The sequence below is a fragment of the Scytonema sp. NUACC21 genome (assembly GCF_054684315.1).
On sequence record NZ_BAAFZH010000058.1, the window covers coordinates 13,449 to 37,694 of the forward strand.

Consider the following 24,246-nt stretch of genomic DNA (forward strand, 5'->3'; position numbering starts at 1 on the left):
TAATAACCGCACCTTTATCGACGGACACCACGACAGATCGGAAGATGAGAAACGCTTAACATTTCGTTACGATAGAAACATCAAGGGGGGTCAAACAAAACCTCTCCACATTGAAATCAAAGGTGAACGACATGAATGGCACAATTCGCGCTTAATTGCTGCTTCATCAAAGTCAAAGATTTCTAGGGTTCCTTGAACAGCCGCGTGGGTTTTAGCATGAGTATCTCTCTTTGCAGGTTCTTTCTTCTCATCCCCGTAAAGATTGTCCATCCGCTTTTTGGCTAGACTACTCATTAGCTCGCAATATTTGAATTCGTCTTTTTCTGGATATTCTGTAAATAGGTTCATTTTTTTTAGTTGATTTAATAATGGATTTTATTTTTCTATCATCAAAATTAGCTTCCGGGCAATTGCTGCGATCGCATCTGTGACAATTGTGTGGAATTTACGTAGATGGGTTTGAAGGGCTTCAATGCATGAATGTCCACACAGGGCGTACATTCCAGTTTGGTTGTGAGTTCAGCACTGAAGGACGCTAACTGTTCGACAAGAGCCTGGCGATCGGTTAAACAACCTTTGATTGCTATGAGTTCTCCCAAAGTCCACTCATACAGATGTCTGTCTCCATTGTTCATGATTACAGTCAATTCGTTCTTAGCTCTCGTGATTTCATTCAGAAGCTCATCTATTTTGCCACTAATTAAACTTGCAATCAAGATGTTAAATGTCTCTTTGCGACCTATCATATCGATCAGTTCATCAACGTACTGTCTGAGTAGAACTATAAATCTCTGATTCCACTCATTACGGATGCCTTCTACCGTGATGTCAATATCTCTGTAAACTTTATTAATCTTGTTATTAATTTCATTACTGTTAGCAACAAAAGTTATAATTTGGTTGCTAATTGTAGGGTTCCTTGTAACATTTTGCTGTAAGCGGCGATCGAAGTACTGGTTTACTTCTTCATTATTATTTACAATGTTGGCAGTAATTAATTGCATGTAATTTTGGATCTTTTGCTCAAAGATTTGATCCACATACTGGTTGACGTGCTGGTCTAGTCTCTTCCATAGCTCCAATTGGATTCTCTCTTCTAGTTCCCGTTTCGCAGATGATGACCGACGACGCATCCACAACCATAAAAGCAAACCTAACAGCGCTGCAGGTAGCCACCACAACAGCAAAAATAAAAATGGATTCCTAGAAAAGGAGTCTAAGATATTTGAGTCTCCGTCACTGTTAACTAAACCAACAATATTTTTCCGGCTGTCTGGATTTAGATTGGAACTCCCAATTTGGTTATCTTCTGTTCCCGTTCCACGCGAGGGTGTACCTTTCTCTCCTGTCCCATACGAGCCTCCAAAATTTTTATTCGTTAAATCTTGTCCGGGGTCGTTAGTCTCAACTCTCGAAGAACCACCTTGTCCGGGGTCGTTAGTCTCAACTCTCGAAGAACCACCTTGTCCGGGGTCATTCGTCAATACTCTCGAAGAACCACCTTGTCCGGGGTCGTTAGTCTCAACTCTCAAAGATGGGGTGTTTGTTCCCGGATACTCTCTTTGTTCTTCAACAGAAGTGTTTCCTCCTGGTTTTGTCCCTCCTTGCACCCCTCCATATTGAATACTACTTTTTCTAGAAGAACCCTCCAACCTCTGCCCTTGAGCAGGTTTCTCTTGAGAGGATACCTGAGGTTGTCCTCCGATTCTCTCTGTGGAGTCTGTTCCATCTGTTGAGTATGTTTCACCTTGCAGACTCCTTTGTCGGTCTATTATTTCAGGTGGTGCATCAGACAAAACGGGGGTTGGGATCAGGAGACTCAATAAAACTGTTACCCCAACGTATGAATATCTTTTTTTTGCCATAAGTACTATTTTTGACCCACGCAAAGTAATTTTCTATCCAGCAGCCGAGCAGATTAAAATAGGTTTAGAAAGAGTTTTTATAGTTTATAAGTCATCACAAAAGTCAGACATTTTTTTCCTGGTATTTGACTCCTCGTTTTTTGGGAGGGAACTCAGCAATGGTGGAATAAACTGTATATACTTCGTAACCTCTTGATTTTTCTAAGCTTTACCACCCAATATATAGTAATATTTGAGATCGTCTTTTTCTAAAAATTCTGTAATTAGTTGCATTTTTCTAATGCTCGCTTATTATCCCAGGAAATTACATCCATGATAAGTGATTTGCCTGATAGCAGCAATACTCAAATTCGATTCCTTCATCATTTCTCTGTAGAGCGAAAGCAAGAAAAGTAGGAAAAGTAGATTACCCTTTATTTAAAGATTATTTGTAAAATAAACATTGAAATACCGTGGGTTGGAGATTCGCAAATAGTGCAAATGTTTCTCCCGAAACCCTCAAATCACAAACAATACAAAAATGATTGTAAGCCTTACCAATGGATGATGACGAGCGGAGTTTTGCTCTTAATTTTATTTGTTCGTACTACTTTTCCTACTTTTTTAAGCTTTTCTTGAGTTTTAGATATTACGTAAGAACTTACTTTTCATACTTTATATGAAATTTGTTAAATTATTTAAAATTGTCGTGAGTGTATAAGCATACTATTCATACTTTACATTTTTAATAATTGCTAATAAACTGATATATGAGGTTTAAATAAAAAACTAAAGCTATTGAAAAGCTGAAGATATACCCATGCACCTATACCTTAAGAAAGAAACGAGTTAAGCCAGACAAAAGGAAAGTTTTGGAAAGTTATTTTTTTCTATCTATCAGTCACCAGGTATATGAATGGTACCTCATCTTTTAATGGGGCGGGGGGCTGCCTCAATACTTTGTAAATTGCGCTGTGGATGTTACTACGGTAGTCCTCTGACTGCCTTTACTTTAGATAATGGAGTATGGCTGTCGTCCAACGTTATTGTGATTTCTCCCCTACAAAAGTAACAGATATAAGAAAGTAGAACATGAAAATGAAAATACTTGCCTACGGTATTACCATACCAAATATATCGCAAGTTAGAGGATACATTAAGGTACTAGATTCGATGATAAATTTAGTGTTTTAATTATCAATCCCATCTCTCTATTTAGTAAGTCTGGAGAAATTGATTGCACGGGATTTAGAACTAGGAGCAAATAAAAAAGTCAAGCATGAAATTATTCGGGTTCAACAAAAAGAAAAAAAAGGAAAAAAGCGTGAGTAAGCAAGCCATCTCTATACCTCCTGTTGATTTAGCGATCGTCATCGATACCAGTCCTTCGATGAAAGATGAAGCACAGGCGTTAAGTGATGCTGCAGCAAGTGCGATCGCTAAAGCTAAATCGAGTTGTCCTTCAGACTTAAGAGTCGTTTGGTTGGGTATAGAAGGTACTTGGAAAGGTACAAATTTCGACCAAACTATTAGAGCCTATCTGACTCAAAAGTTGAAGGTTCCTGAATCTAAACTCCGGGGTAGGAAGAGAGGAGAACTAGCAGAGGCAGGAGCCCAAGAAGACGCTGCTCGCGCTATTGAAGATATCTCAGAATATTTTGATTGGCGCAAAGGCGCAGCAAGGTCTATCTTTTATCTCGGCGATGAAGCCCTCGAAGGGGGTGGAGATAAAACAGAGCGAGAGGATATCAAGGCTGCCGATTTAGCTATCCAAAAAGCCCAGACTTTAGGAGTTACCGTTCATACCTATTTTGGAACTTCTAAGAGCAAGCATAGAGAAGGGATCAAAGCTGAATACGCTAGACTCGCAACCTCAACAGGTGGACAAGCTTTTACAGATAAAGATGCCATTGGTGGTTTTAGTGCAGTCTTAGAAAAAGTTATCTGTGGTAGTCGCACAGCGAAAATCGTCAAGCTGACACCAGGAGCAGTTTACATCCAAGACTGTGTTTCCAATGAATTCAGCAAACTTTATACCCTGGATTTAGTCACAGGTAAAGCTACTTTTATTGGCGAGATAGTTACAGAGGTTTCTGATATTGCTTTTGTCGGTTCCCAGTTGTACGGGCTCGATCGAGAAGGTGACAAGACTCAACTCATTCAAATTGACCTGAACTCAGGTGATGCAACCGTAATTGGTGATATTGGTTTTGCTGCAGCTGGCTTAACTTATAGTTACAAGCGTCAAACTTTATACGCCACAACAGCTAAACAGCTGATTGCCATTAATATCAAAACAGGTAAAGGTAAACCAGTAGCCACAGTAGCAGGTAAAGATTACAACTGTGGCGAAGTTGCCTTTGATGCAGATGGCAAAGCTTACATCACCTTAATCGGTTACGACAAGAAGAAGATATTAGCAACCTGCAACCTTGAGACAGGGAAAGTCAACAATATCGGTGATATTGGCTTTGCCGATCTTGCCAGCATGGAATTTGTTGGTAATGCTCTCTATGGCGTGACGGGCAATTTCTTTAACTTAGGTAAAGACGGTCAGTTAATCCGTATTGATACCACGACCGGTCAAGGAACTTTAGTTGCCATGACCGATCCTATAGGTCGTTGGGCAGGCATTACTATTTATGAACCAACTACGGCAGCCGTAACGACAATTACTTCAGAAGTTACGCCTAAGGAAAAGTCGGAAAAGAGCGCAGTTTCTCAAGAAAGTAAAACTAGTTATGAACAAACTTCAGCAGTCACAACGAAAGTTACTTCTGAAGTCACCTCAAACGGAAAATCGGAAAAAATAACAGTTTCTCAAGGAAGTCAAACTATCAGCGAGAAAGTTATGAGCATTTTAACCATCGATACCAAAAATAATTGTTACGTAATCAACCCCGAACAAATGAATATCTTGCAACAAAATGTTGCAAGTTCTTTTTCTTTAGAAAAAGGTACTTTTGATATCAAAATTACCGGCGGTCGCTACAGCTACGCTAAATCTAAAACAGAAGGAGAACCTTTCGTCTTACTCTGGATATACGGAGTTAATGGTAACAAATTTATTAACAAAACCACAGGTCATGAAGTAGGTGCAACTTGGACAACCTTAAATGGATACAATGACAAGTTGCAGTTAGAAGTCCAAGAAAAAGCAGTGCTTTGTGCCTTGTTCTTTGATGTCAACAATGCTGATAACAGCGGCTCAATTAATCTTTTAATTACCAGTAACAAGCCATTTTTCAATCCTCAAAACTTAACGGTAGACAGCAAAAGTAACTGTTACGTACTAGATGAGAATCACCTGTCTGGACTGAAACAAGCAGGTACGAATTCTGTTGAATTAAATCCTGGCAATTACAAAATCAAAATTCGCGAAGGGAATGCCAGCTATTGGTCGGACAACAAGAAGTTCAATATAGAACCTTGGGCTTTACTATGGGTTCAAGGTGGAAAATTTATCACTAAGCTGACTGGCATTGAAGTTGAAGAAACCTGGTGTTCTTTAAATGGTCTAACCGACGAAGTCGTTTTAGAGGTCAAAGAAAAAACTACACTATCAGGTTTCTTTTTTGATACCTACAAAGAAGACAACGAAGGGCAAATTATTCTGGCAATAGAGTCAGTGAGTGCCACTGACATATCTGACGGCTATAAACAGCAAGAACAGACGATTACAACTACTATCGAGACTGTCACCATTGGCGGCACAACTGTATCTGAAACTCGTGAAGAAGTAGGCGCAAACACTTCGATGCAGTTTTCCTTCCGCTTTAACGACGAGGAGTTCAAGAAAAAATGGGAGGAGCAGTTACAGCAGATTAGTTCCTCTATCAAGGTGATAGATGAAGAGGATGTAACCCTAGAAGCTAAGTACTGGGATCAGCTTGAACAGTGGCTCCTGAAGAACTATGAGAAGCACTTCAAAAACTTAACTGTAGAAGTGGCGAAGGTCAAGTTCTCCATGGACACCTACATCCAACAGATAGAGTTCAGCCTGAACCAGCATTTACAAAGTTTGTCTACTTACTTAGACACCCTGGTTCAACAAAGAATCAACGTTGAAATATCCAGGAGAATTAACCAGCAGATTAACCAGTATTTCGACCAAACCTTTGAGCAAAAAATACGTAACAACGTCGGATTAATCATCAATAACATCGTCAACAAGCAGGAACTCAATCAGTACATAGACCGACACGTCGATCGCCAAATCGACCAAATCTTCGACCAAAAGGTGCGTAACAATGTTGGATTAATTGTCAACAACATTGTCAATAGACAAGAAATCAACCAGTACATAGACCGACACGTCGATCGCCAAATCGACCAAACCTTCGAGCAAAAGGTACGTAACAATGTTGAGTTAATCGTCAACAACATTATCAACAGACAAGAACTCAACCAGCACGTCGATGGCCAAATCGACCAAACCTTCGAGCAAAAGGTACGTAACAACATTGAGTTAATTGTCAACAACCTTGTTAACAGACGAGAACTCAACCAGCACATCGATGGCCAAATCGACCAAACCTTTGAGCAAAAGGTGCGTAACAACGTTAGCTTAATTACCCAGAATATCCTAAATAACAATACTGAGCTTAATCAGTACGTCAGCCAGCAAATCAACGAAAACTTCGAGCAAAATGTACGCAACCACGCTGAATTAATTATCAGCAACATTGTCAACAAGCAGCAATTCAACCAGCACGTTGATAACCAAATCGACCAAACCTTTGAACAAAAGGTACGCAACAACATCAACGTAATTACTCAAAGTCTCGTTGATAATAATACTGAGCTTAATCAGTACGTCAGCCAGCAAATCAACGGAAACTTCGAGCAAAATGTACGCAACCACGCTGAATTAATTATCAGCAACATTACCAACAAGCAGGAACTCAACCAGTACGTTGATAACCAAATCAACCAAACCTTTGAACAAAAGGTACGCAACAACATCAACGTAATTACTCAAAGTCTCGTCGATAATAATACTGAGCTTAATCAGTATGTCAGCCAGCAAATCAACGGAAACTTCGAGCAGAATGTACGCAACCACGCTGAATTAATTATCAGCAACATTACCAACAAGCAGGAACTCAACCAGTACGTTGATAACCATTACGATATCACTTCCAAGCCACCTGGAACTATAGAGTGGGAATAACCTATTAGTTAATGGTTAGTAGTTGGTAGTTAGTAGTTTTACCGCTATCCACTAACCACTAACCACTAACACCTAAAAACTAATATGACTGGATTGGTATGCAGGTGGTTCAACATGGATTAAAATTCGTGCGGGATGGAAGCGTTCTTCCAGTCGCCTTTCTACTTCTTCCGTAACGCGATGGGCGGTTTCTACGTCTGATGCATCCACGACTAAATGCATTTCAATGAAAACTTGGCGACCCAAAACTCCGCGAGACGCAATATCGTGACAGTTGACTACACCAGGAACAGAAACTGCGATCGCGTGAATTGCTTCTGGTGCAATTGCCATTCGATCCACAAGCCAAGGTAAATTCTCTTTTAAAACTGTCCAGCCACTCCAAAAGACTAATAAAGCTACAGGGAAAGCCAAGAATATATCCAGCCATTGAACACCCAGCCACACACCTATCAATCCACCCATAACGCTGATTGTCACCCAGATATCACTCATTGTGTGTTTGGCATCAGCTATCAAAATTGGGCTACCCACTCGCTGCCCTACACCACGTTCGTAAAACGCTACGAAAATATTAATTCCCAGAACTATCAACAATAACCATAATTCTGGTGGCGATATTCTCACAGGTTGACCGCCGTTGATGATTCGTTCAATTCCTCCTTGGAGAATTTCAAAGCAGGCTATGCCTAAAAAAGCAGAAATTCCTAACGCTCCCACTGCTTCAAATTTTAGGTGCCCGTAGGGATGTTCGCGATCCGGGCGTGGGGAAGAAAATCGACTGGCAATCAATCCTAAAATATTATTTGCGCTATCTGTCACACTGTGTAGGGCATCTGCTTGCAAGCTCAGAGAACCTGTCAGATTTCCTACCACAGCTTTCAATACCATGACAAATATGTTTAGCAGCAGGGTGATCGTGAGAACCCTTTGGACTGCACCCCTATTATCGTAATTCATACAATCTTTAAAATCTTATGTTACATAATTTACATCTTAAAAGTTACAACATAAAAAAACGTTGCAAACTCTTACTTTGTAAAAATTACACCTGCCTTTAGGATTTAACTCTGCTCACCTACTTATTCCGGTAACATGAATTATTCAGACGTTTTAACATATAGCTCATGTCCGGGAATCACTTGACACTAAATTTAGTTGAAGGTTCTGTTTCTTTTAGTTTTTCACCCGAAGCAGCACGGGAATTAAAAGCAGCCCTTGATAAATTGATGCAAAGCCTGAAAGCAGTCTCCGCTAAAGCTTCTTCGAGTGGTGGTAAACCTACTCCTCAATCTCCAATGGAGTATCGCTATACACAAGAAGTGTTTCTAGAAATTTTCTGTAATCCTAATATCTGGCCCACTCCCTTCGCTGCTAAAGTTCTCTTAACTATCCGTGACCTCAATATTCGCTTAACGACAGAAGCTGAACTGACGCGAGTGATTGAGGACGTTAACCAGTATTTGGAGCAAGTTGGTTAAAAAAGGTTTATATAAGTAATTACACCCGGTATGCAGCCTAGCTTTCAACAAGAGCGTTACAAATGCCTGCAGAACGGGTGTATTTTAGCAAATTTATAGCAAAACGATTTAGTAATTAACTATTAATTGGATTTGGGGCATCAAAAAATCCGGAATTTGAAAATTTGATAAGTAGTTAAAGAATAGGCTTAAACACAAGCACTCCTCTGTTCCTCTCAAATTTTGCCCCCCGAAACCATTTCCCAATCCAAAATCAAATCAAGAACAGATTAGTCGTTTTCCCATTCTTCACGACCAATCAAATCGGCAATGCGATCGCGCAGTAAAAAATCACACTTTTCCAACTCGCACTCAATGCAGACCCATTCTCTAGCTGGGATGTATTGGCACAGGGTGTAAATTGGCTGCTGTCTGCTAACCAGCCCCCTTTGAACCAATCGCCGTGCTTCCTCTTGTATCACGTCCAGAGAATAGTAACTGATAGAAGGCACCGTATTCACACTCATGATTTTTTGCTCACAGATTAACACTTAAGTAGTGTTCCCAAAATGGAATGGGAACAAACATGACCTGAAAAAGAAGACTAGTTGCTACAGTTTTGTAGTTTTCTATACGGAACTATTTTCATTTTGACGCTACATATCCTCAAATTATGTGAAGAAATATTAAATTTGTCAATATTTTCTGACATTTGCTTTTATTGTCCTACATATAAGAAAAGTATGGTAGTAGATTTATCTTGCTACTGTTGTTAAGAAACGTGGATGCTCCTCATTTCTCGCTGACAGTTCTGAATCAACCGTCTACCTCCCAAGCAGGAAGTTCTCATAGAACAGATTTGCTACAAGCCGTACAAGCGCCAAAACGCTATCTTAAGCTTTTCACATCTTTCAGTAGAAATATACCTGAAACAGTTGTCAGGGGAGAAAGTATAAACTGCTGCAAAACATAAGCGCTACCGTACAACACAAAGGCTTGTTAGTCATTAGTTATTAACCTTTTCTTAAGCAAAGAAAGTTGCAACTGGAGTAAGCATTAGGCGGTTTAGGAACAGATTGTCAGGGATAAGCATCTGTACTCATTGGGAATGTTTTTTCCTGAAGTAGTGATGGCTTGAGTGTAACAGTTGAGAATTGAAATTTTTTATCCCATTGGAGTTAAAGCTGCCATTGAAAGACAATTTTTTCAGAAAGAAACTTAATAAAACGTCATAACTCTCTCTAAAACTGTCTCAGTGATTGGCTATATAGCTATAAAACTATATAACCTTTATAGGTTGTTTGTCCTTTGGATAAAAAGCCATAAATATTATCAACTTATAAAATATCCAACCTTGTTTCTACAACCGTAACAGAAACAATAGAATGCATCATCGCGCTCGGCACAAGTAGATAACAAGAACAAGCTGTTCCACATTTAAGTTACGTCATCTAAACAGGGGAGACTGGTGTAAATGGAATGTGTTTTAGCTTAAGATTACGTATTTCATTTCCGCGCTTTTCATATTCGTAATATAGCAATATTTAAACAGACGCGATGGAGTCGCGTCTGTAAAATTCTTGGCTGATATACCTGATTTAATTGTTCTTTACGTTACTTAATCTTCATCAGAATTATCTTCATTGTCTTGCACTTGACTGTCTGGTTTTCGTTCTTCCTTCAATCGATTCAACAGTGACAGCACCTTACTACCGCGTTCTATGGAACGATCTTCAATAAAGACCACCTCTGGTGTACGACGGAGACGAATCCGCGACCCAAGTTCGCTGCGTACATAACCTGTCGCAGATTTTAAGCCCGCCATTGTCTCTGCTTTGGCTTCCTCGGTACCATAGATGCTGACGTAAATTTTGGCGTGTTGCAGGTCGCCAGAAATATCAACGTCGGTGACACTTACCATTCCCGTGCCTACACGGTCATCTTTAATACCGTTCAGCAGCATCTGGCTTACTTCCCGTTTTATCAATTCAGCAACTCGGGAAACACGGCGATTTGTAGCCATAAAAATCAGTCTCCTCACAAGAGGTTGTAATGATGGATTGTTTCCAAACCTTATGGGTTATGGGTAATTGGACTAAACTCCTCTTTAGAGATTAACCTTTAGCCTTAGGCACTTACCTCAGGCTATGGTCTTACAACCGAAACTCACCCAATCCTGATTATGCCAATAACGTTGAGCTAGATTGTACTCAAGCCAAGCATTGCTCGCAAGGTAAGAGTGACGAAGACGATCGCGCCTCCAAATAGTCCTAGAACGGCGATTAAGGTAACTGGGCGTTTTAACAGTGGTACCACCGAGCCGAACGCGTTTAAGAATAAGCCTAAGAGAATGCTGATGAAGTAACGGGGATACCGAAAGACGTTTTCCCAAAATCCTTTAAACATTTGAATGTAGACTACCTTGTTATAAACTGTCTGTTGGCTCTGCTTTGATTTTATTTTAATTGTAATCTATCTATAGAGAGTTAATGAATTAATATCGAGTATAGTCTGACAAGCAAAGAATTTAGTTATTTATTTTTCTTTTAGAACTTGGATTCTGAAGATTCTTGTTCTAGAAGTTTCCCGTGTGCGATCGTATATATTTTAAGTAGATGGGCGGCAGGCAACAGAACTATATTACAAAATATCAATTTTATTGCAAAGACTTACCAATAACTAATAACAAATGACTGAGGACGACCTTCTCCAGGTACATTTTTTCATACCAATTTACCTTCTACAGACCTATTTAATAATTATGAAGTTGGTAACTTCCCTGTATCCCCCCGCTTACCCCTGATAACTTCTATGAATAGAAAGGAAAAGTGGATTGCGGGGAAAATAGGAAAGATATTTGAGTTGAAAATAGAGAGATGTAATATATAATAACCATTTAAACAAACGGGATAAAGTCAAGGAAAAAGTCGGTTAATATTGCGTTATTGTAGATGCAAGTAACCACGACTTTAACCTGGATGACTTTCAGCGTTTCCGTTACGGATGTCCCATGCAAGTTCTAGCAGTTGGGTCCAGCGCTTTTGTAGCTGTTTGGGAGTGCATTTGACGGCTTTGGCGATCGCTTGGTCACTTTGTTTTTCAGCTTTGAGTTGTAGTATTTGTCGTTGCTGTTCGGTCAGTTGGTTGACAAAGGTTTCCCACTGTTGGGAGGATAAACCCAACTTTTGCTCCAACCCAGCACCGAGCCATTGGTGTACCAACTGCCAGTGATGTTGTTTGGCGAATTTTTCCACATGATATTTAAACCTCTGTTGTAAATAGTCCCGCTGGCGGCTAGTTAGACCGAGGATTTGGTCGATTTCCGGTGCTGAAAAATCCTGTAGTTTTAAAGTTAAGTAGTCCACACAGTCAGATTGACCTTGGGATTCTAAGTATTTTACGAGTTCCGAGATGACGCGATCGCGTTCGGATTCCTCAGCCGGATCGAAGTTAGGTTGTGCGATCATTTGAGAGCGCACCTGTTGAACTGCCGAGTTACGTTGGAAAGATTCTGCATCTTCCGTCTTGGAAGACTCAACCGCCCTTTCAATATCGACAGTTGTTTCCTGGGGTAATCGGCGAGCAAAACCTTGAGCACGCAAGATAACAAGCTGCTGATTGGCCCCACCTGGTAGATTAATGCGGCGCTTGGCATACTGCTCTGTAAAAGCCATGTATTCTGCCAGTTCCAACTGAGTCCGGGGAGTGTAATCTTCTGGTAATTCATTTTCCCGCCTGAAAGCCTTAATAGCTTCCAAATAGAAAGCTTGCAGGAAATCTTCAATCAAATTGTAACGAGCATCAAACCCCAAATCAGAACCAGGTGCGGCAACATGACGATAAACCATAGCTCCTAATTGGCTGTGCAATTCCACGCGACCCTTTTTTGAACCTAAATGGTAGTAGTGCAGGCATTTTTGAAGGCGATGTCTAGCCAAGGTCTCTAACCAAGACTTGATTTGCCCAGATGTTTTAATGCGAGAACTTTTATCACAAATACGTTCTACTTCTCGGGCTATGCGCTTCGCAACAGCTTCCATAGATTCAAGTGATGTTTTCACTTGAGCTTGCAGTTCCTTGGACAGCATCTGCACTAAAGCATCTGTGTTGATGGCTTGCAATTGTTCGGTAGAAGCTTCGTTATCAAAACCTGGTGTTGGGGTGGGTAGATTGGCGAGGTTAGCTTTCATGATTTTTCTGGGAATGGTACTGCACCTTAAGGACAAAGCAACAGACAGCACTGAAGCGGCAAGCCTCAACTGGCGGATCTCCTACATAGTCTTCATACATTAAGAGTCGCCATCAGCACTGCTTACATATATAACTGTAAATAATCCGGAAAAATAACGGGGGTTGCATTGTGTCGCTTTTTTCATAAGCCACTAGACAGTAGGTGGCACATGGCTAGCTGTCACAACCTAAAAATGCCTCAAACCCTCACTAGATCTGGCTTTTTCTGTGTGCGAGTTGCGTTCGCTCCCAGCTTCATAAATATGACAATCTTGAAACTGGAGTGCTGAACTCTTTGAAATACGAAATTGACAGATGAACAAGTGATGTATAAATCTTATACTAACGTTGCTGCTGTCTCCCAACCTAAACCTTGCCTTGTCATAATTGGTTGTTCTCCTGTCAAGTCCAAAATGGTTGATACTTCGTAAGTGGGTTCCTCGCCAGTATCCACAATGACATCTACCAATCTGTCCAAACGGTCAAACAGTTCTACCTGGGATAATAACGGTTCTGTTCCAACTCCTCGCAACCCATTCCCTACATCATCTGGAGGCACGTGTGCTGAAGTTGAAATAATTGGATTTTCCAACCCTGCTAGCAGTGCCAAGCAGACAGCGTGATTTGGAACTCTAATTCCAGTCGTTTTCCGTTTGGGATTTTGTACCAGTTTCGGTACCAATTTTGTAGCTGGTAGCAGAAACGTATACGGTCCGGGAATTAGACGTTTCATAATTCGGTAGGCAGTATCACTAACAAAAGCATATGTCGTTACATTAGAGAGTGAGGGACACAAAAACGTTAGTGGTTTATCATTTGCTAACTGTTTGATTTGCCGCACTCGCTCTACTGCCGACTTGACATTTAAATCACACCCGATGGCATAAACTGTATCCGTAGGGTAAAGCATCACCGCACCGCGTCGCAGTTCTGCTTGTATCTCTTCTATTCGTCGAACTTGGGGATTATCAGGATGAACTTGGAAAATTTTTGCCATAAGAGATAAAAGCGGGATTGGAAAATGGTTAGTGGTTAGTGGTTAATAGTTAGTGCTACTTTTTAACTACTAACGACTAACGACTAACGACTATCCCAATTGCAATGACGCCCCAGCCCGTTGCGCCAGTAATTTTGCCAGAGCTAAACGGATAGCAAAATTAATTCTAAACGCTTCTCCACCAGAGTAAGTTTCATAAGCTCGCGTTCCCTGAGCATCTGCAATCAAGATATCCAAGGTATCAATCAGCTTGACATTTTTCTTGGTTGCCTTACCGTGTCGCCCAGCTTTCTGAGTCACAAATTGAACGTGCAACTGATTGGCACTCAATCGCGAGAGCAATTGGTTTGTCTCGGCTTCCAATTGAGGCAAAACATTCTCAATCATCAATGCCTGAATACCATTTTTACCAAAGGCTAGCGCCAATTCCTGATAAATGCGGTGTTGCCGTTTTACAGACTGCAATTGCTGCAGCTGCTCCTCGTACTGAAGTTGCAATGTTTCCAGCTGGTGACCCAGTTGTTGCATACGCCCCAGGTGCGAGAGTTGCTCGTCAAGCTGACGCCTGCGGGATGTGAGTTGCTGTTCCAAAGCTTGAATCTGGGCTGTTGGGTTTGCCGTGTCTTGCAACTCGCGAACGATGCTTTCGATTTCGGTGAAAAGCCTCTGCCGTTCCGCTAATCTTTCTTGCAAAGACACCTCGAACTCTTGCAGTCTCGCCCTCAGTTGAGGGTACTGCTGTTGCGCCCCCAGAAGATGTTGATACTGTAACTGCCAAGACTGTGCTTTGCGTGCTGCTGAGCGAAGCCTGTTGTGCTGCTCTGTATCATAACCCATTTCCGCAATGTATTTTTCAAGAGCTATGATTTGCTTGGCAAACTCAGATTCAGTTGCTTCATGCTCAATTCTGACTTCTAATTGGGCAATTTGTGCCTGAATTTCTGGTTTGCGTGCCTGTATTTGGGCATGACGTTTGGCTGCATCTTTAACCTGGCTGAGTTTAATTTCCGCCCACCGCCATCGCTCTACTTCGTTACGAGCAAGGGCATGATCCTGTTCGCTGTAGTTCAGTTGTTGTAAGTATTGCTCCAGTTGTTGCAGTTCGGTTTGTAAATCGCTAGCATAATCACCTATGTGTAAGGATTGCTCTAGTTGCTGCTTCTCGACTACTATCTGCTGTAGCTGTTGTTCGACATCGGTTGTTGCCTGCAATTGTGCTGCTAATTGTCCTCTTTGTTCGCGTAAAGTATCGTAAGGAGACAATAATTGCGATATTTCTCGGTATTCCTGCCTCAAAACCTGAATTTCTCTGTCTGAAACAGCCATGCGTTCCCGGACTATCCACAATTCATCCTCAGCGTCTTTGTACTCGCTTTTGGTTTTGTCCACTACACGATTCCAATGGTGTTCGTCTAAGGGACGTTCGCACAAAGGACACTGAGCATTGGGGGTTTGGAGCATTTGCAGTTTTTGCTGTAGTTCTCCCAGAAGTCTTTCGTAGTCCCTTTGGTGAGCTTGCAAGCGTTCTATGAGGTGGCGTCTCTCCTGTCCTTTTTCCTGCACTCTTTGCAGATAAACCCGCTTTTTTTCCAACTCCTCAATTTGTATTGCAACTTCCATCACTGCTTGTTGTAGTTGCGGGTAACGTCGTGAGGCGCGTTGCAGTTGGTTCTCTGTCGCTTCTAGTTGTTCGAGACGAGCAACTATAGTAGCTTGAGCGCGATCCAGTTGGCTTTGTAAGGAAGCCCGTTTTTGCAGAAGAGGCGAAACCTGTAATTGTAACTGGTCTAGTTGAGAAAGACGGTTACGTGCAGTCGCCAGCTGTGCCAAAGCCGCTTCAACTTCCTCCGATTTCCCAAGAATTTGCTGAAGTTCTTGCTCTTGTTGCTGCAATGCTGCTAGTTGAGCCTCGGCGTGCTGTAGTTGGCGCTCAATTTCGTGAGTTTGTTTGCTCAGTTGCTGTTGCTTCTGTTGGCGTGCTTGTTGGGCGCGAGTGTATTCTTCAAATCTTGCACCCATCGCTTCTTCTTGGGATTGCAAAGTTTGGTACTGAGCATACCCTGCTTTAATTTCTGCCTCTTGACTCAATAACTTTTCTAAAGCTGATAGCTGAGAGCTAATTGCCAAGCGCTCTTGTTGAAGGCGATCGCAATCTTGGGTAAGATTCTGGTATTGCTGCCTGATAAAGTTGAGTTGTTGTTCCCTGGTTTGCCGTTGGTGCTGAACAACTTGCAGACTTTGCAATTGAATTGTATCAAATGCTTGTACCTGCTGCAGTTGGTTAATTTCTGCTTCCAACTCCGTTTGCTTTTGCGCGATCGCTTCTCGCTGATGCAGTTGGTTTTTTAACGATTCCAAACAACGTTCTAATTCTTCCCCTCGTGCTTTAAACTGACGTGATAGTTCTTTTGCCCGTTCTTCTAGTTCATCATATTGATTGAGTTTTAATAATTCTGCTAATATCTCTTTACGTTCATTGGGACGCTTGAGCATAAACTCATCAGCACGCCCCTGACGGAGATAGGCTGAATTAATAAAAGTGTCGTAATCTAGCTTAATATGTTCTAGAATGACATCTTGCGTTGCCCTCAACCCTTTACCGGTCAGTGGCTTAAAGCCAGTAGGCGTTTGTATTTGAAATTCTAGACCCCCATTCCCACCCCTTTGGCGGTTGCGAATCACCCGATAAATTTGTTGGTTTGCTTCAAAGATAAAATCAACCCTAACTTCTTTAGACCCTGTGTGAATAACATCATCTTCCGATATAGCTCTGCTTTCACCCCAAATTGCCCAGGTGATAGCTTCCAGTAGGGAAGATTTTCCAGCGCCATTAGAACCACAAATACACGCTGTATGTAGACCGCGAAAATCTAAAGTGGCATCGCGGTAACTGAGAAAGTTTTTGAGTTTAAGTTGTATTGGGATCATTGAGGCTTCAGCGCGACACCTTTTTTTTCAAAAGTAAACAGTACAGATGCTCTCTTTTGTTAGTTTAGCTAGTTGACTATCATGTTTCTAGTCTTTAATACCTCAACTTTACAATTGTTAACATTATAATGAATATAGTTTTTCCTAGTAGGCAAACACTTTTTGCCATCTTCAACGAAGTTTGCCTTCGCTTCCTGGAAAGTCATTTTTGTAGGTAGGGCTATGCCGCACGTTGACGGCTGTACAGCATAGCCCTACCTGCATCTACCTAAATCTTTAGGTAATCTTCTGGCGCGAAGGGAGTAGTTCTATTGTCTTCCATTTGACCTTGAGCGTGGTATCAAAAGCCCGTACAAAATTACTCCTCCTGAACCTTGGCGTTCTTGGCGTCTTGGCGGTTGTTATACTTGCCAAAAAGTCTAAATCTTGTTAATAATAATCATAATTTAATAGAGGCGTTATTCTTATACAATTATGCCTAAGCTCATCAAAGACTTGCTGCTACCACTACTAATAGTACTGTGTAATGGTGCATTAAGCTGGTTAACCAACCAATTACCAGCATACGATAAATTAGGCATTCCACAGTCTGTAATTATTGGGTTAACTGGACTGTGCATAATAGCAGTGTTTGTTTTAGGCTTGCTGTCAACTCAGACGCAGCCAAGTTCTACATCTCACAATCAAAATTGGTTGAGTGGCTTATTACCTTTGTTAGGAGGTGCCATACTTTTCGGGCTACTAAAGCTGAGTTTCTTACCTCCAGAGCTTAATCAACTCGTTTCTTTTATAGCACTGATTTTGTTTGGTGCAGGAACAGTATTACCACCTACTATGCTACTGCTACCACAATCGCAACTGTTGCCACAACAACAACAGAAGTGGGTGGTTAGGTTAGCGATCGCAGTATTTCTGGGACTAACGCTTCATTTTCTTTTCATTCAGCAATGGTATTCAGCTCTATGGTCTTTGGTTTTAGCACTGTTAATTATTTGGAGAAAATTTTTATTTCAATTTATAGATTTAATGTCCCAGAAGTGGGAGGTATGGCAACAGCAATTGGCAGTTAATTTAGTCAGTAAACTTGAATTTTGGTGGTGGGAATTTACTTCACAATTTCAAGCCAAGTATTACAAATATTTAATTTATACTTACCGCACCTACCGCACACAAGGACTAAAAACTCCAGGAGCATTCACTCCAGATTTGGACAAGGTGTTTGTACCATTGCGGGTATCATCAAAAAGTCCAGTTCAAATGTCAACAGCGCTTATTCAAAAAGAAACATCTGGAGATTTAAAAATTTGGGATTTTTTAGGAGAAATTCATACTACCCCAATTTACAAGCATATGGTAATTATTGCGCCCCCAGGGTATGGAAAGACGACTCTATTGGAGCATTTAACTCTAACATATGCTCACAATACTCAGCGACGGCAGTATAAGAAAGCGCCTAACCTCATTCCAATACTATTGTATTTGCGGAAAATTCGCGATCTCATTACAAATCCTCAACCTCCTAATTTGGCACAACTGGTTACGGAAGTTGTGAGAGCTGACTCTCAAGAATCCAGCATAAAACTTGACCCACCATTGCGATGGTTTGAGGACAGGCTAAGAAGTGGTAAATGTTTGGTTATGTTAGACGGGTTGGATGAGGTTGCGGATATAAATCAGCGTCAACAAGTTAGCCAGTGGGTAGACGTTCAGATGAAAGCGTACCCCGAAACAACTTTTATATTAACTTCTCGACCTTATGGTTATCTGGAAGCTCAACTGCAACAGCAACCATTTTGCTTAGAGGTACAACCTTTTAATCTCAAGCAGATGCAGGAGTTTATAAACAATTGGTATCTGCAAAATGAAATTATACGTCAAGGAAGAAAAGAAGATCCAGGAGTGCAAGCAGATGCAAGGAAGAAGGCAAATGACTTGATTGGGCGTATCAAAAATAATTCAGCGTTAGCAGCAATGGCTCTCAACCCCCTGCTTCTGACGATGATTGCCACAGTTCACGATAACCGAGGAGCACTTCCAGGATCGCGTGTAGAGCTATATGCAGAAATTTGTGAAGTTTTGCTAGCACGGCGACAAGAGGTGAAGGGAATCGGCTATCCAATTCAATTGAAAGCAGCGCAAAAGCAATCTGTGCTGCAAGTGTTGGCGTTAAAGTTAATGCAACAAGAAACGCGTGAATTTACTCCGGATGTTGGAGAACAAATTATCCAACAACAGTTGAATGCTGTAGCAGGCAGCACAGTAAAACCTCAGGAGTTTCTAAAACATATTGAACAAGCTAGTGGATTGATATTAGAAAAGCAGCAGGGTGTTTGTGAATTTGCTCATAAAAGCTTTCAAGAATATTTAACCGCAGTTCAAATCAAAGAAGAAAATGATGAACAACTTTTAAAAGATAACATTAATAACTCATGGTGGGATGAAACTATTCGCTTATATGCAGCCAAAAATGATACTACACATTTAATTGAGGAAGCTTTAAAATCATCCACTGTTATATCTTTAAGCCTTGCTTACGACTGCTTGCAAGAGGGTATGAGCGTTGCACCAGCAGTAAGACAAGAATTGGAAAATACGTTGGAATCTGGTTTAGAATCTAACGACTCACAAATTTTTCAACTAGCTGCACAGGTACAACTGAGACGGCGATTAAGCAAATTCGTAAGAATTGATGAACAACTAGAAATAGATTTAGATAGCTATATAACTGGCGCTGAATATCAACTGTTTCTTAATGAGACAGGGCAGTCTCGCCTACCCCAACACTGGCAAAGCCGTAGATTTCCAAGTGGAGATGCCAAAAAAACAATAAGTGGAATTGAATGGGAAGATGCAAACCGATTTTGTGTCTGGTTAAAATCTTGGAGTAAAAAGCAAGGTTTAAGCAACCAACTCAGTGAAGAGGTAACTTTTTATAGATTACCAACAGAAAAAGAAAGAAACGAGCATCCTATCAAAGATGACCAGCACTTAAAAGACAGTGGAATTCGTATCGTTAAATGTCAACTCCCTATCTTATACAGTCAACTTGCTGACTATCTACTAAGTGGAGAATGGCAAAAAGCTGATGAAGAAACAGCCAAAGTGATGCTTAAGGTAGCGAATAGAGAAAGCAAGGGCTATTTAGATGTACTAGATCTAGAAAATTTCCCATGCCCGGATCTTCACACCATCGACCAACTTTGGGTGTATGCTAGCAAAGGATACTTTGGTTTTAGCGTTCAAAAGAATATTTACCAAAGTTTGGGTGGTACAAGGAAATATAATGAGAAAATCTGGGAGGCTTTTGGCGATTGCGTTGGATGGCGAACAGGAGGTGAGTGGTTGGAATGGGAGAATATAACCTATACTTTAAATGCCCAAAGTATAAAAGGACACCTCCCAAGTCCAACTAGTACGTGGGGGGCGTTTTTCGCGTTACTTTTGGGAACGACGAGGGCTCGAGGGCAGAGAGAGGGAGTGGGAGTGGGAGATGGAGGGACGTGGCGTGGTATCTCTTCTCTCGCGCAGAGACTTGTAGACTGTAACACATAATGCGTTTCAGTCTTTATGAAGATTTGTTACCAGAAGCCTTTTCTACGAAAACACAAGCATTTCAACGATTTCGATACCAGGCACTGCGTCACTGCGGCATTGCTGTCAAGAATTAAACAACTGCATCGCAATTTTGGGGTCATAACAGTTTGCCATGACAAACTTTTCAGCAACTGCTTGGACTTCTGTGGTTAAAGGTTCCCACTCATCCCAAGGTAATCGCATCTGCCCCGGCGATGTCTTTTTCTTCTTTCCTTTCAGGATTTTAGGCAGCAGTTTACTTCCCCAGCCATAGCTTTTTTCAGGTTTAGGCTGAGGTTTGTACTTTTTACAGAATCCCCGGTACTTAACAGCACATTCTTCCAGTGTCTGCCCCAACGATAAAAATGCTGGATGCCACCCTATCGGAAAGTCAAAAGTCAAAAGTCAAAAGTCAAAAATTTATTTATTCAACTTTTCTTTAGTCGTTACTAGGGTAAGGGCGAGTGCTTTTACCCAGTTACTATGACCGACTAAGGTACGCAGTTGTTCTCCGGTTTGCCAATTCCAGACTTTGAGGGTGTTGTCAAAGGAACCAGAAATCACGTACTGGCTGTCTGGGGTGAGGGCAAGTGCAATTACCCTGTTACTATGACCTGCTAGGGTACGTACTAAGGAACCGCCAGGAGAACTTAAGCTGGCTGTTTGGGGAAGCAAGCAAGGGGTTTCGCATTGCTGCGCCTGCGTTAACAATCTTTGAATTTCTTCTGTTTCAAAACCCAGCAACCGCCCTAATAATTGCCCTCGTAATTGCTGTTTATCTTGATTTAAAATATGTGCCGACAGCCGCAATGCACCTTGAATTAACTGTAAACTCTCATCCTCCGACAAAAAATCATAATCTGCTATCAAAGCATTAATATTGATTTTCTCCAACTTCGCCTGCAACCAGCGAAAATCACACAGCAGTTGTTGTAATTCTCTTTCCTTTTTCCCCGCCAGCAAGTGATAAGCCAAGTTTTGCCAGATATAGCCGTCATTTTCTAAACTATGCCAGCCTAAGGGGTATTTTTTGCTGTAAGCATTTAAGAAACGAGTGTGTAAACACCCTATCCCCTCACTTTCTTTTACTAAGGTGGCGTGCTGCTTTCTGACATAATCAAACTGCAAGTCATGTAATCGCAAATTTCCCGCTTCATCCCGCAAAGCCAGAGATTTACTTACCAATTCATCAATCACATCTTGGGTATCAAACTGATTCAAGCCCAAGGGTTGCCAAAAAGTCTGCAAAACTGCTTCTGGTATGGGTGTATCCTCAGGAAAGACGGCAAAATCTAAATATCGCTGTTGGTAATTCTCAGACATATCCTCCACACTCACCTGAATTGCCTTAAGTAAATTCGGATAAGGATAATTGGGGAATTGTTGTTTGATTTTCTCTAGATCGGCACTACGTAGTTTTTCTAAAATATTGTGCCAGCGATTTGGCGGTTTCCCGCGCATCATCGCCCCTACCATTGCCAATGCTAAGGGCAAATACCCGCATTCCCTCGCTACCTGCAAGGCGACATCATTTTGCTCTATGGGGTGCAATATCTCCGGTTGATTTGCCCAATCTGCCAATAGTGCTAACGCCTTTTGTGCATCTAAAACCGCAAGTTGATGTTCTTCTCCTCCCAACCCTGTAATTATCGCTGTATCACGGGTGGTAACTATCATTTGACAGCCTTCCCCTAAGACATCAAACGCCGTCGCATCATCCAAACGCCAAACATCATCCAAAATCAGCAAGCAAGCTTTATCTGCAAATAACTCCCGCAACCGCGCTTTTCCTAATCCAATCTCGGTAAAAGCTGCTTGCTTGTCGCCCAACGCCTGAGCAAGATAGGATTGCCAAGTTAAAATTTGGGGTGTTTGTCCAAATGTTACCCAAAACACTCCATCCGAAAACGCCTGTCTGACTTCTTCATCCCGCGCTAGGGCTGTAGCTAAAACAGTTTTGCCAATTCCGCCCATTCCTTGCACGCCAACACGACGACTTTTCCCCGTAATCCCTATAGGTTGTTTTGTTAATGAAAATACCTTATGTTTTAAGGGTGCAAGTTCTTCCAGACGGTGTAAAAAGTGCGGTGGTAATTCTGGAACGTTGGTAAGATTACCTAAAGGTAGGTGATGGGGAGTAAAATTGGTTTTTTTTTAAGTTCAGGAATCGACTTGCCAGACACCCCAGATAACTCAATCGCATTCCGGGCAATATTAAAAGCAAACTCTACAGGCGAACCAGAATCACATTCGGGATTGTAAGCCAGAAGCCCATCGTAAAATCCCACAACAAATTCAATGGCGGCTTTATCTTGGATTTGATCGTTCATGCCAATCACATAATTAATGTGTTGGGCGATCGCATCTGCTTGCATTTGGGAGTAGCAAGCATTCAACAGTACACATTCTACTTGATTAGCGAACTGTCCAAACAGCCCAGCTAATGCTTCTCCCGTAACTAGCTTCTCAAATCCAGTTTCATCTTCAAAAGCTAATCCTTCTACCCCTGCACCATGCCCACAAAAGTGGATAATGTTTGGTCGATAATCCAAAATAGCGCGGCGAACATCCCTCGGACGTACTGCCAAATCACATCGGAGATCAAAATTCTTTCGATTGTGCGCTCTTTGCAAACCTTCCTTAATATCACGCAATTCTTCATCTAGACGCAAACGTACTGTCTGCTTGGGATTTGCCGCCAAAATCAAAATTTTTTGGGGTTTGATGGTCATTGCCGACATTGGGAATAGCTATTTTTAATTTTTCAGTATACAGCGAAGGGCTAGCAATTTAAATGCAGCGGGCGGACGAACTGCCCTAGGCGATCGCTCATTCTTTTCTCTCATTTCTTGTCTTGCTTGTCAATATATAAGTTCTAAAAGTTAACACAAATAATTATATGCATTTTTACTTATACAATTGGGGATCGGAGATTTCACGGTTTAATTCTAAGGTAAAGACTTTATAAACAATATTTAGGCGACTATTGCAGCTCAATTTTTCTTTGCCTATAATTATAAGTATAAGGTGTATTAAAAAGGCACCGAAAGACAAATGACGAAGAACTAGGTTAAATAATTTTAAAAAGCATCTGGACTCAAAAGTTAAGAAAATTTAACTTTTTCCAAGTGATACCGACAGTTTGAATCGTCTAGTTGCTAATAAAAATCGAGCGTAGCTCATAATTATTTGCGCTGCGGAAATTTTTTATTGGTAGCAGAAAGGTATGAATTTTGACTGAATTTTCGGGCTCGTGGTTTGACTATAGAGGCAACCCAGTGTTTTCAAGATGTTAACTTTGCTACCTGCAATGGAGCCAAGAAGGATAGTCATATGTTTGAATTAAGAAAAAAGGTTTTTGATTGTATTACCAGCTATGCTTTGGAAAGTATTGCTGCTGTCAATGTGGATAATCTAAAGCACTTTTACAACGATCTTCCCGTAGATCCATATATAAAAGATAATTACCGCTTTAGGCGCTTATCTCATTTCCGGGTTTCAGACGAGGGGTTGATCAAGTTACCTCATAGAGCTTTATTTCAATCAAAACAATATAATCCTTTGCTGGGTAACGTAGTCAGAGAGTTTGCAGAACTGGATGACGAACTTATAAAACTTGAAGATTTCCAAAGAATTATTTTGGAATTTTTTGAGTTCTGCAAAATTTGCTCAACTTACAAAGAAGTCGCAGTTCATCAAATTAGAACCGTTGCATACCCAGAGAAAATGGGCAACCCCGCTCCTGAAGGCATTCACAGAGACGGGGTAGATATGATTGCTATCTTTTCTGTGAATAGAGAAAAGATTGAAGGGGGAGAAACTCATCTCTATAAATCTAAGAGTGACAGACCGATTTTTACCAAAATTCTCAATCCTGGTGAGATGGTCGTATTTAGCGATCGCAATCTATTCCACTTTACAACTGCTATCAAAGCAATCACTGACGAAATTGGGGTGAGAGACGTGTTTGTTTTAACTTGTCCCGGCTTAAATCCCGAGCCGAATAAGTGAATGATTGACTTTTAGCAATTCTCATGTAAG

At 41.2% G+C, this 24,246-nt stretch carries 16 protein-coding genes; 4 read left to right on the forward strand and 12 right to left on the reverse strand.

All coding sequences use genetic code 11. The features are described from left to right. Positions 1-90: 90 nt before the first annotated feature. Positions 91-348 carry a hypothetical protein gene (locus tag ACYRY3_RS08785; RefSeq protein WP_460201312.1) on the reverse strand — a complete coding sequence of 86 codons (258 nt, stop codon included), beginning with the start codon at positions 346-348 and terminating at the stop codon, positions 91-93. 47 nt (positions 349-395) lie between these two features. Next, entirely contained in the window at positions 396-1,865 is a 1,470-nt protein-coding gene (locus ACYRY3_RS08790; RefSeq protein WP_460201313.1) for a hypothetical protein, read from the reverse strand. Between the two features lie 1,303 nt (positions 1,866-3,168). On the opposite strand from ACYRY3_RS08790, the gene ACYRY3_RS08795 reads away from it, so the two are divergent. Then, entirely contained in the window at positions 3,169-7,017 is a 3,849-nt protein-coding gene (locus ACYRY3_RS08795) for a hypothetical protein (protein ID WP_460201314.1), read from the forward strand. Positions 7,018-7,089: 72 nt separating this feature from the next. Here ACYRY3_RS08795 and cdf31 read toward each other — a convergent pair whose 3' ends face one another. Further along, a complete protein-coding gene (cdf31, locus tag ACYRY3_RS08800; protein ID WP_460201315.1) occupies positions 7,090-7,977 on the reverse strand; it encodes a CDF family zinc efflux transporter Cdf31 in 888 nt (295 codons plus the stop codon). A gap of 167 nt (positions 7,978-8,144) precedes the next feature. Between cdf31 and ACYRY3_RS08805 the strand changes: the two genes are divergently transcribed. Beyond that, positions 8,145-8,498: a hypothetical protein gene (locus ACYRY3_RS08805; RefSeq protein WP_460201316.1), complete on the forward strand. Its 354-nt coding sequence runs from the start codon at positions 8,145-8,147 to the stop codon at positions 8,496-8,498. A 269-nt stretch (positions 8,499-8,767) separates the two neighbouring features. Here ACYRY3_RS08805 and ACYRY3_RS08810 read toward each other — a convergent pair whose 3' ends face one another. From ACYRY3_RS08810 to ACYRY3_RS08835, 6 genes are all read right to left on the reverse strand, one after another. After that, positions 8,768-9,004 carry a DUF4327 family protein gene (locus ACYRY3_RS08810; RefSeq protein WP_190826026.1) on the reverse strand — a complete coding sequence of 79 codons (237 nt, stop codon included), beginning with the start codon at positions 9,002-9,004 and terminating at the stop codon, positions 8,768-8,770. A 1,091-nt stretch (positions 9,005-10,095) separates the two neighbouring features. Further along, positions 10,096-10,500, reverse strand: a complete 405-nt coding sequence (gene rbfA / locus ACYRY3_RS08815; RefSeq protein WP_460201317.1) for a 30S ribosome-binding factor RbfA — start codon at positions 10,498-10,500, stop codon at positions 10,096-10,098. 176 nt (positions 10,501-10,676) lie between these two features. Then, on the reverse strand, positions 10,677-10,883 hold the full coding sequence (locus tag ACYRY3_RS08820; protein ID WP_460201318.1) for a DUF751 domain-containing protein: 207 nt from the start codon (positions 10,881-10,883) through the stop codon (positions 10,677-10,679). A 563-nt stretch (positions 10,884-11,446) separates the two neighbouring features. Then, entirely contained in the window at positions 11,447-12,667 is a 1,221-nt protein-coding gene (locus ACYRY3_RS08825; protein ID WP_460201319.1) for a HetZ-related protein, read from the reverse strand. 377 nt (positions 12,668-13,044) lie between these two features. Further along, complete coding sequence (locus tag ACYRY3_RS08830; protein WP_460201320.1) at positions 13,045-13,704, reverse strand: L-threonylcarbamoyladenylate synthase; 660 nt, start codon at positions 13,702-13,704, stop codon at positions 13,045-13,047. 90 nt (positions 13,705-13,794) lie between these two features. Beyond that, positions 13,795-16,632: an AAA family ATPase gene (locus tag ACYRY3_RS08835; protein WP_460201321.1), complete on the reverse strand. Its 2,838-nt coding sequence runs from the start codon at positions 16,630-16,632 to the stop codon at positions 13,795-13,797. A 474-nt stretch (positions 16,633-17,106) separates the two neighbouring features. Here ACYRY3_RS08835 and ACYRY3_RS08840 point away from each other — a divergent pair, with 474 nt between their 5' ends. After that, the gene (locus tag ACYRY3_RS08840; protein ID WP_460201322.1) at positions 17,107-20,184 is read left to right on the forward strand and encodes an NACHT domain-containing protein; all 3,078 of its coding nucleotides are present in this window, start codon (positions 17,107-17,109) and stop codon (positions 20,182-20,184) included. Positions 20,185-20,289: 105 nt separating this feature from the next. Here the strand turns inward: ACYRY3_RS08840 and ACYRY3_RS08845 are convergent, their stop codons facing one another. The 3 genes from ACYRY3_RS08845 to ACYRY3_RS08855 all read right to left on the reverse strand — a co-directional run bounded on the left by ACYRY3_RS08845 (position 20,290) and on the right by ACYRY3_RS08855 (position 22,937). Then, positions 20,290-20,607 carry a hypothetical protein gene (locus tag ACYRY3_RS08845; RefSeq protein ID WP_460201323.1) on the reverse strand — a complete coding sequence of 106 codons (318 nt, stop codon included), beginning with the start codon at positions 20,605-20,607 and terminating at the stop codon, positions 20,290-20,292. An 18-nt stretch (positions 20,608-20,625) separates the two neighbouring features. Next, complete coding sequence (locus ACYRY3_RS08850; protein ID WP_460201324.1) at positions 20,626-22,188, reverse strand: NB-ARC domain-containing protein; 1,563 nt, start codon at positions 22,186-22,188, stop codon at positions 20,626-20,628. Positions 22,189-22,322: 134 nt separating this feature from the next. Then, positions 22,323-22,937, reverse strand: a complete 615-nt coding sequence (locus ACYRY3_RS08855) for a CHAT domain-containing protein (protein WP_460201325.1) — start codon at positions 22,935-22,937, stop codon at positions 22,323-22,325. A gap of 601 nt (positions 22,938-23,538) precedes the next feature. On the opposite strand from ACYRY3_RS08855, the gene ACYRY3_RS08860 reads away from it, so the two are divergent. Further along, positions 23,539-24,216: a 2OG-Fe dioxygenase family protein gene (locus ACYRY3_RS08860; RefSeq protein WP_460201326.1), complete on the forward strand. Its 678-nt coding sequence runs from the start codon at positions 23,539-23,541 to the stop codon at positions 24,214-24,216. Positions 24,217-24,246 lie beyond the last annotated feature (30 nt).

Bases quoted from the DNA above. Each gene is read 5' to 3' on its own strand.
- ACYRY3_RS08785 (WP_460201312.1), bottom strand. From the start codon at position 348: ATGAACCTATTTACAGAATATCCAGAAAAAGACGAATTCAAATATTGC.
- ACYRY3_RS08790 (WP_460201313.1), bottom strand. From the start codon at position 1,865: ATGGCAAAAAAAAGATATTCATACGTTGGGGTAACAGTTTTATTGAGT.
- cdf31 (WP_460201315.1), bottom strand. From the start codon at position 7,977: ATGAATTACGATAATAGGGGTGCAGTCCAAAGGGTTCTCACGATCACC.
- ACYRY3_RS08805 (WP_460201316.1), top strand. From the start codon at position 8,145: ATGTCCGGGAATCACTTGACACTAAATTTAGTTGAAGGTTCTGTTTCT.
- ACYRY3_RS08810 (WP_190826026.1), bottom strand. From the start codon at position 9,004: ATGAGTGTGAATACGGTGCCTTCTATCAGTTACTATTCTCTGGACGTG.
- rbfA (WP_460201317.1), bottom strand. From the start codon at position 10,500: ATGGCTACAAATCGCCGTGTTTCCCGAGTTGCTGAATTGATAAAACGG.
- ACYRY3_RS08820 (WP_460201318.1), bottom strand. From the start codon at position 10,883: ATGTTTAAAGGATTTTGGGAAAACGTCTTTCGGTATCCCCGTTACTTC.
- ACYRY3_RS08825 (WP_460201319.1), bottom strand. From the start codon at position 12,667: ATGAAAGCTAACCTCGCCAATCTACCCACCCCAACACCAGGTTTTGAT.
- ACYRY3_RS08830 (WP_460201320.1), bottom strand. From the start codon at position 13,704: ATGGCAAAAATTTTCCAAGTTCATCCTGATAATCCCCAAGTTCGACGA.
- ACYRY3_RS08835 (WP_460201321.1), bottom strand. From the start codon at position 16,632: ATGATCCCAATACAACTTAAACTCAAAAACTTTCTCAGTTACCGCGAT.
- ACYRY3_RS08840 (WP_460201322.1), top strand. From the start codon at position 17,107: ATGCCTAAGCTCATCAAAGACTTGCTGCTACCACTACTAATAGTACTG.
- ACYRY3_RS08855 (WP_460201325.1), bottom strand. From the start codon at position 22,937: ATGACCATCAAACCCCAAAAAATTTTGATTTTGGCGGCAAATCCCAAG.
- ACYRY3_RS08860 (WP_460201326.1), top strand. From the start codon at position 23,539: ATGTTTGAATTAAGAAAAAAGGTTTTTGATTGTATTACCAGCTATGCT.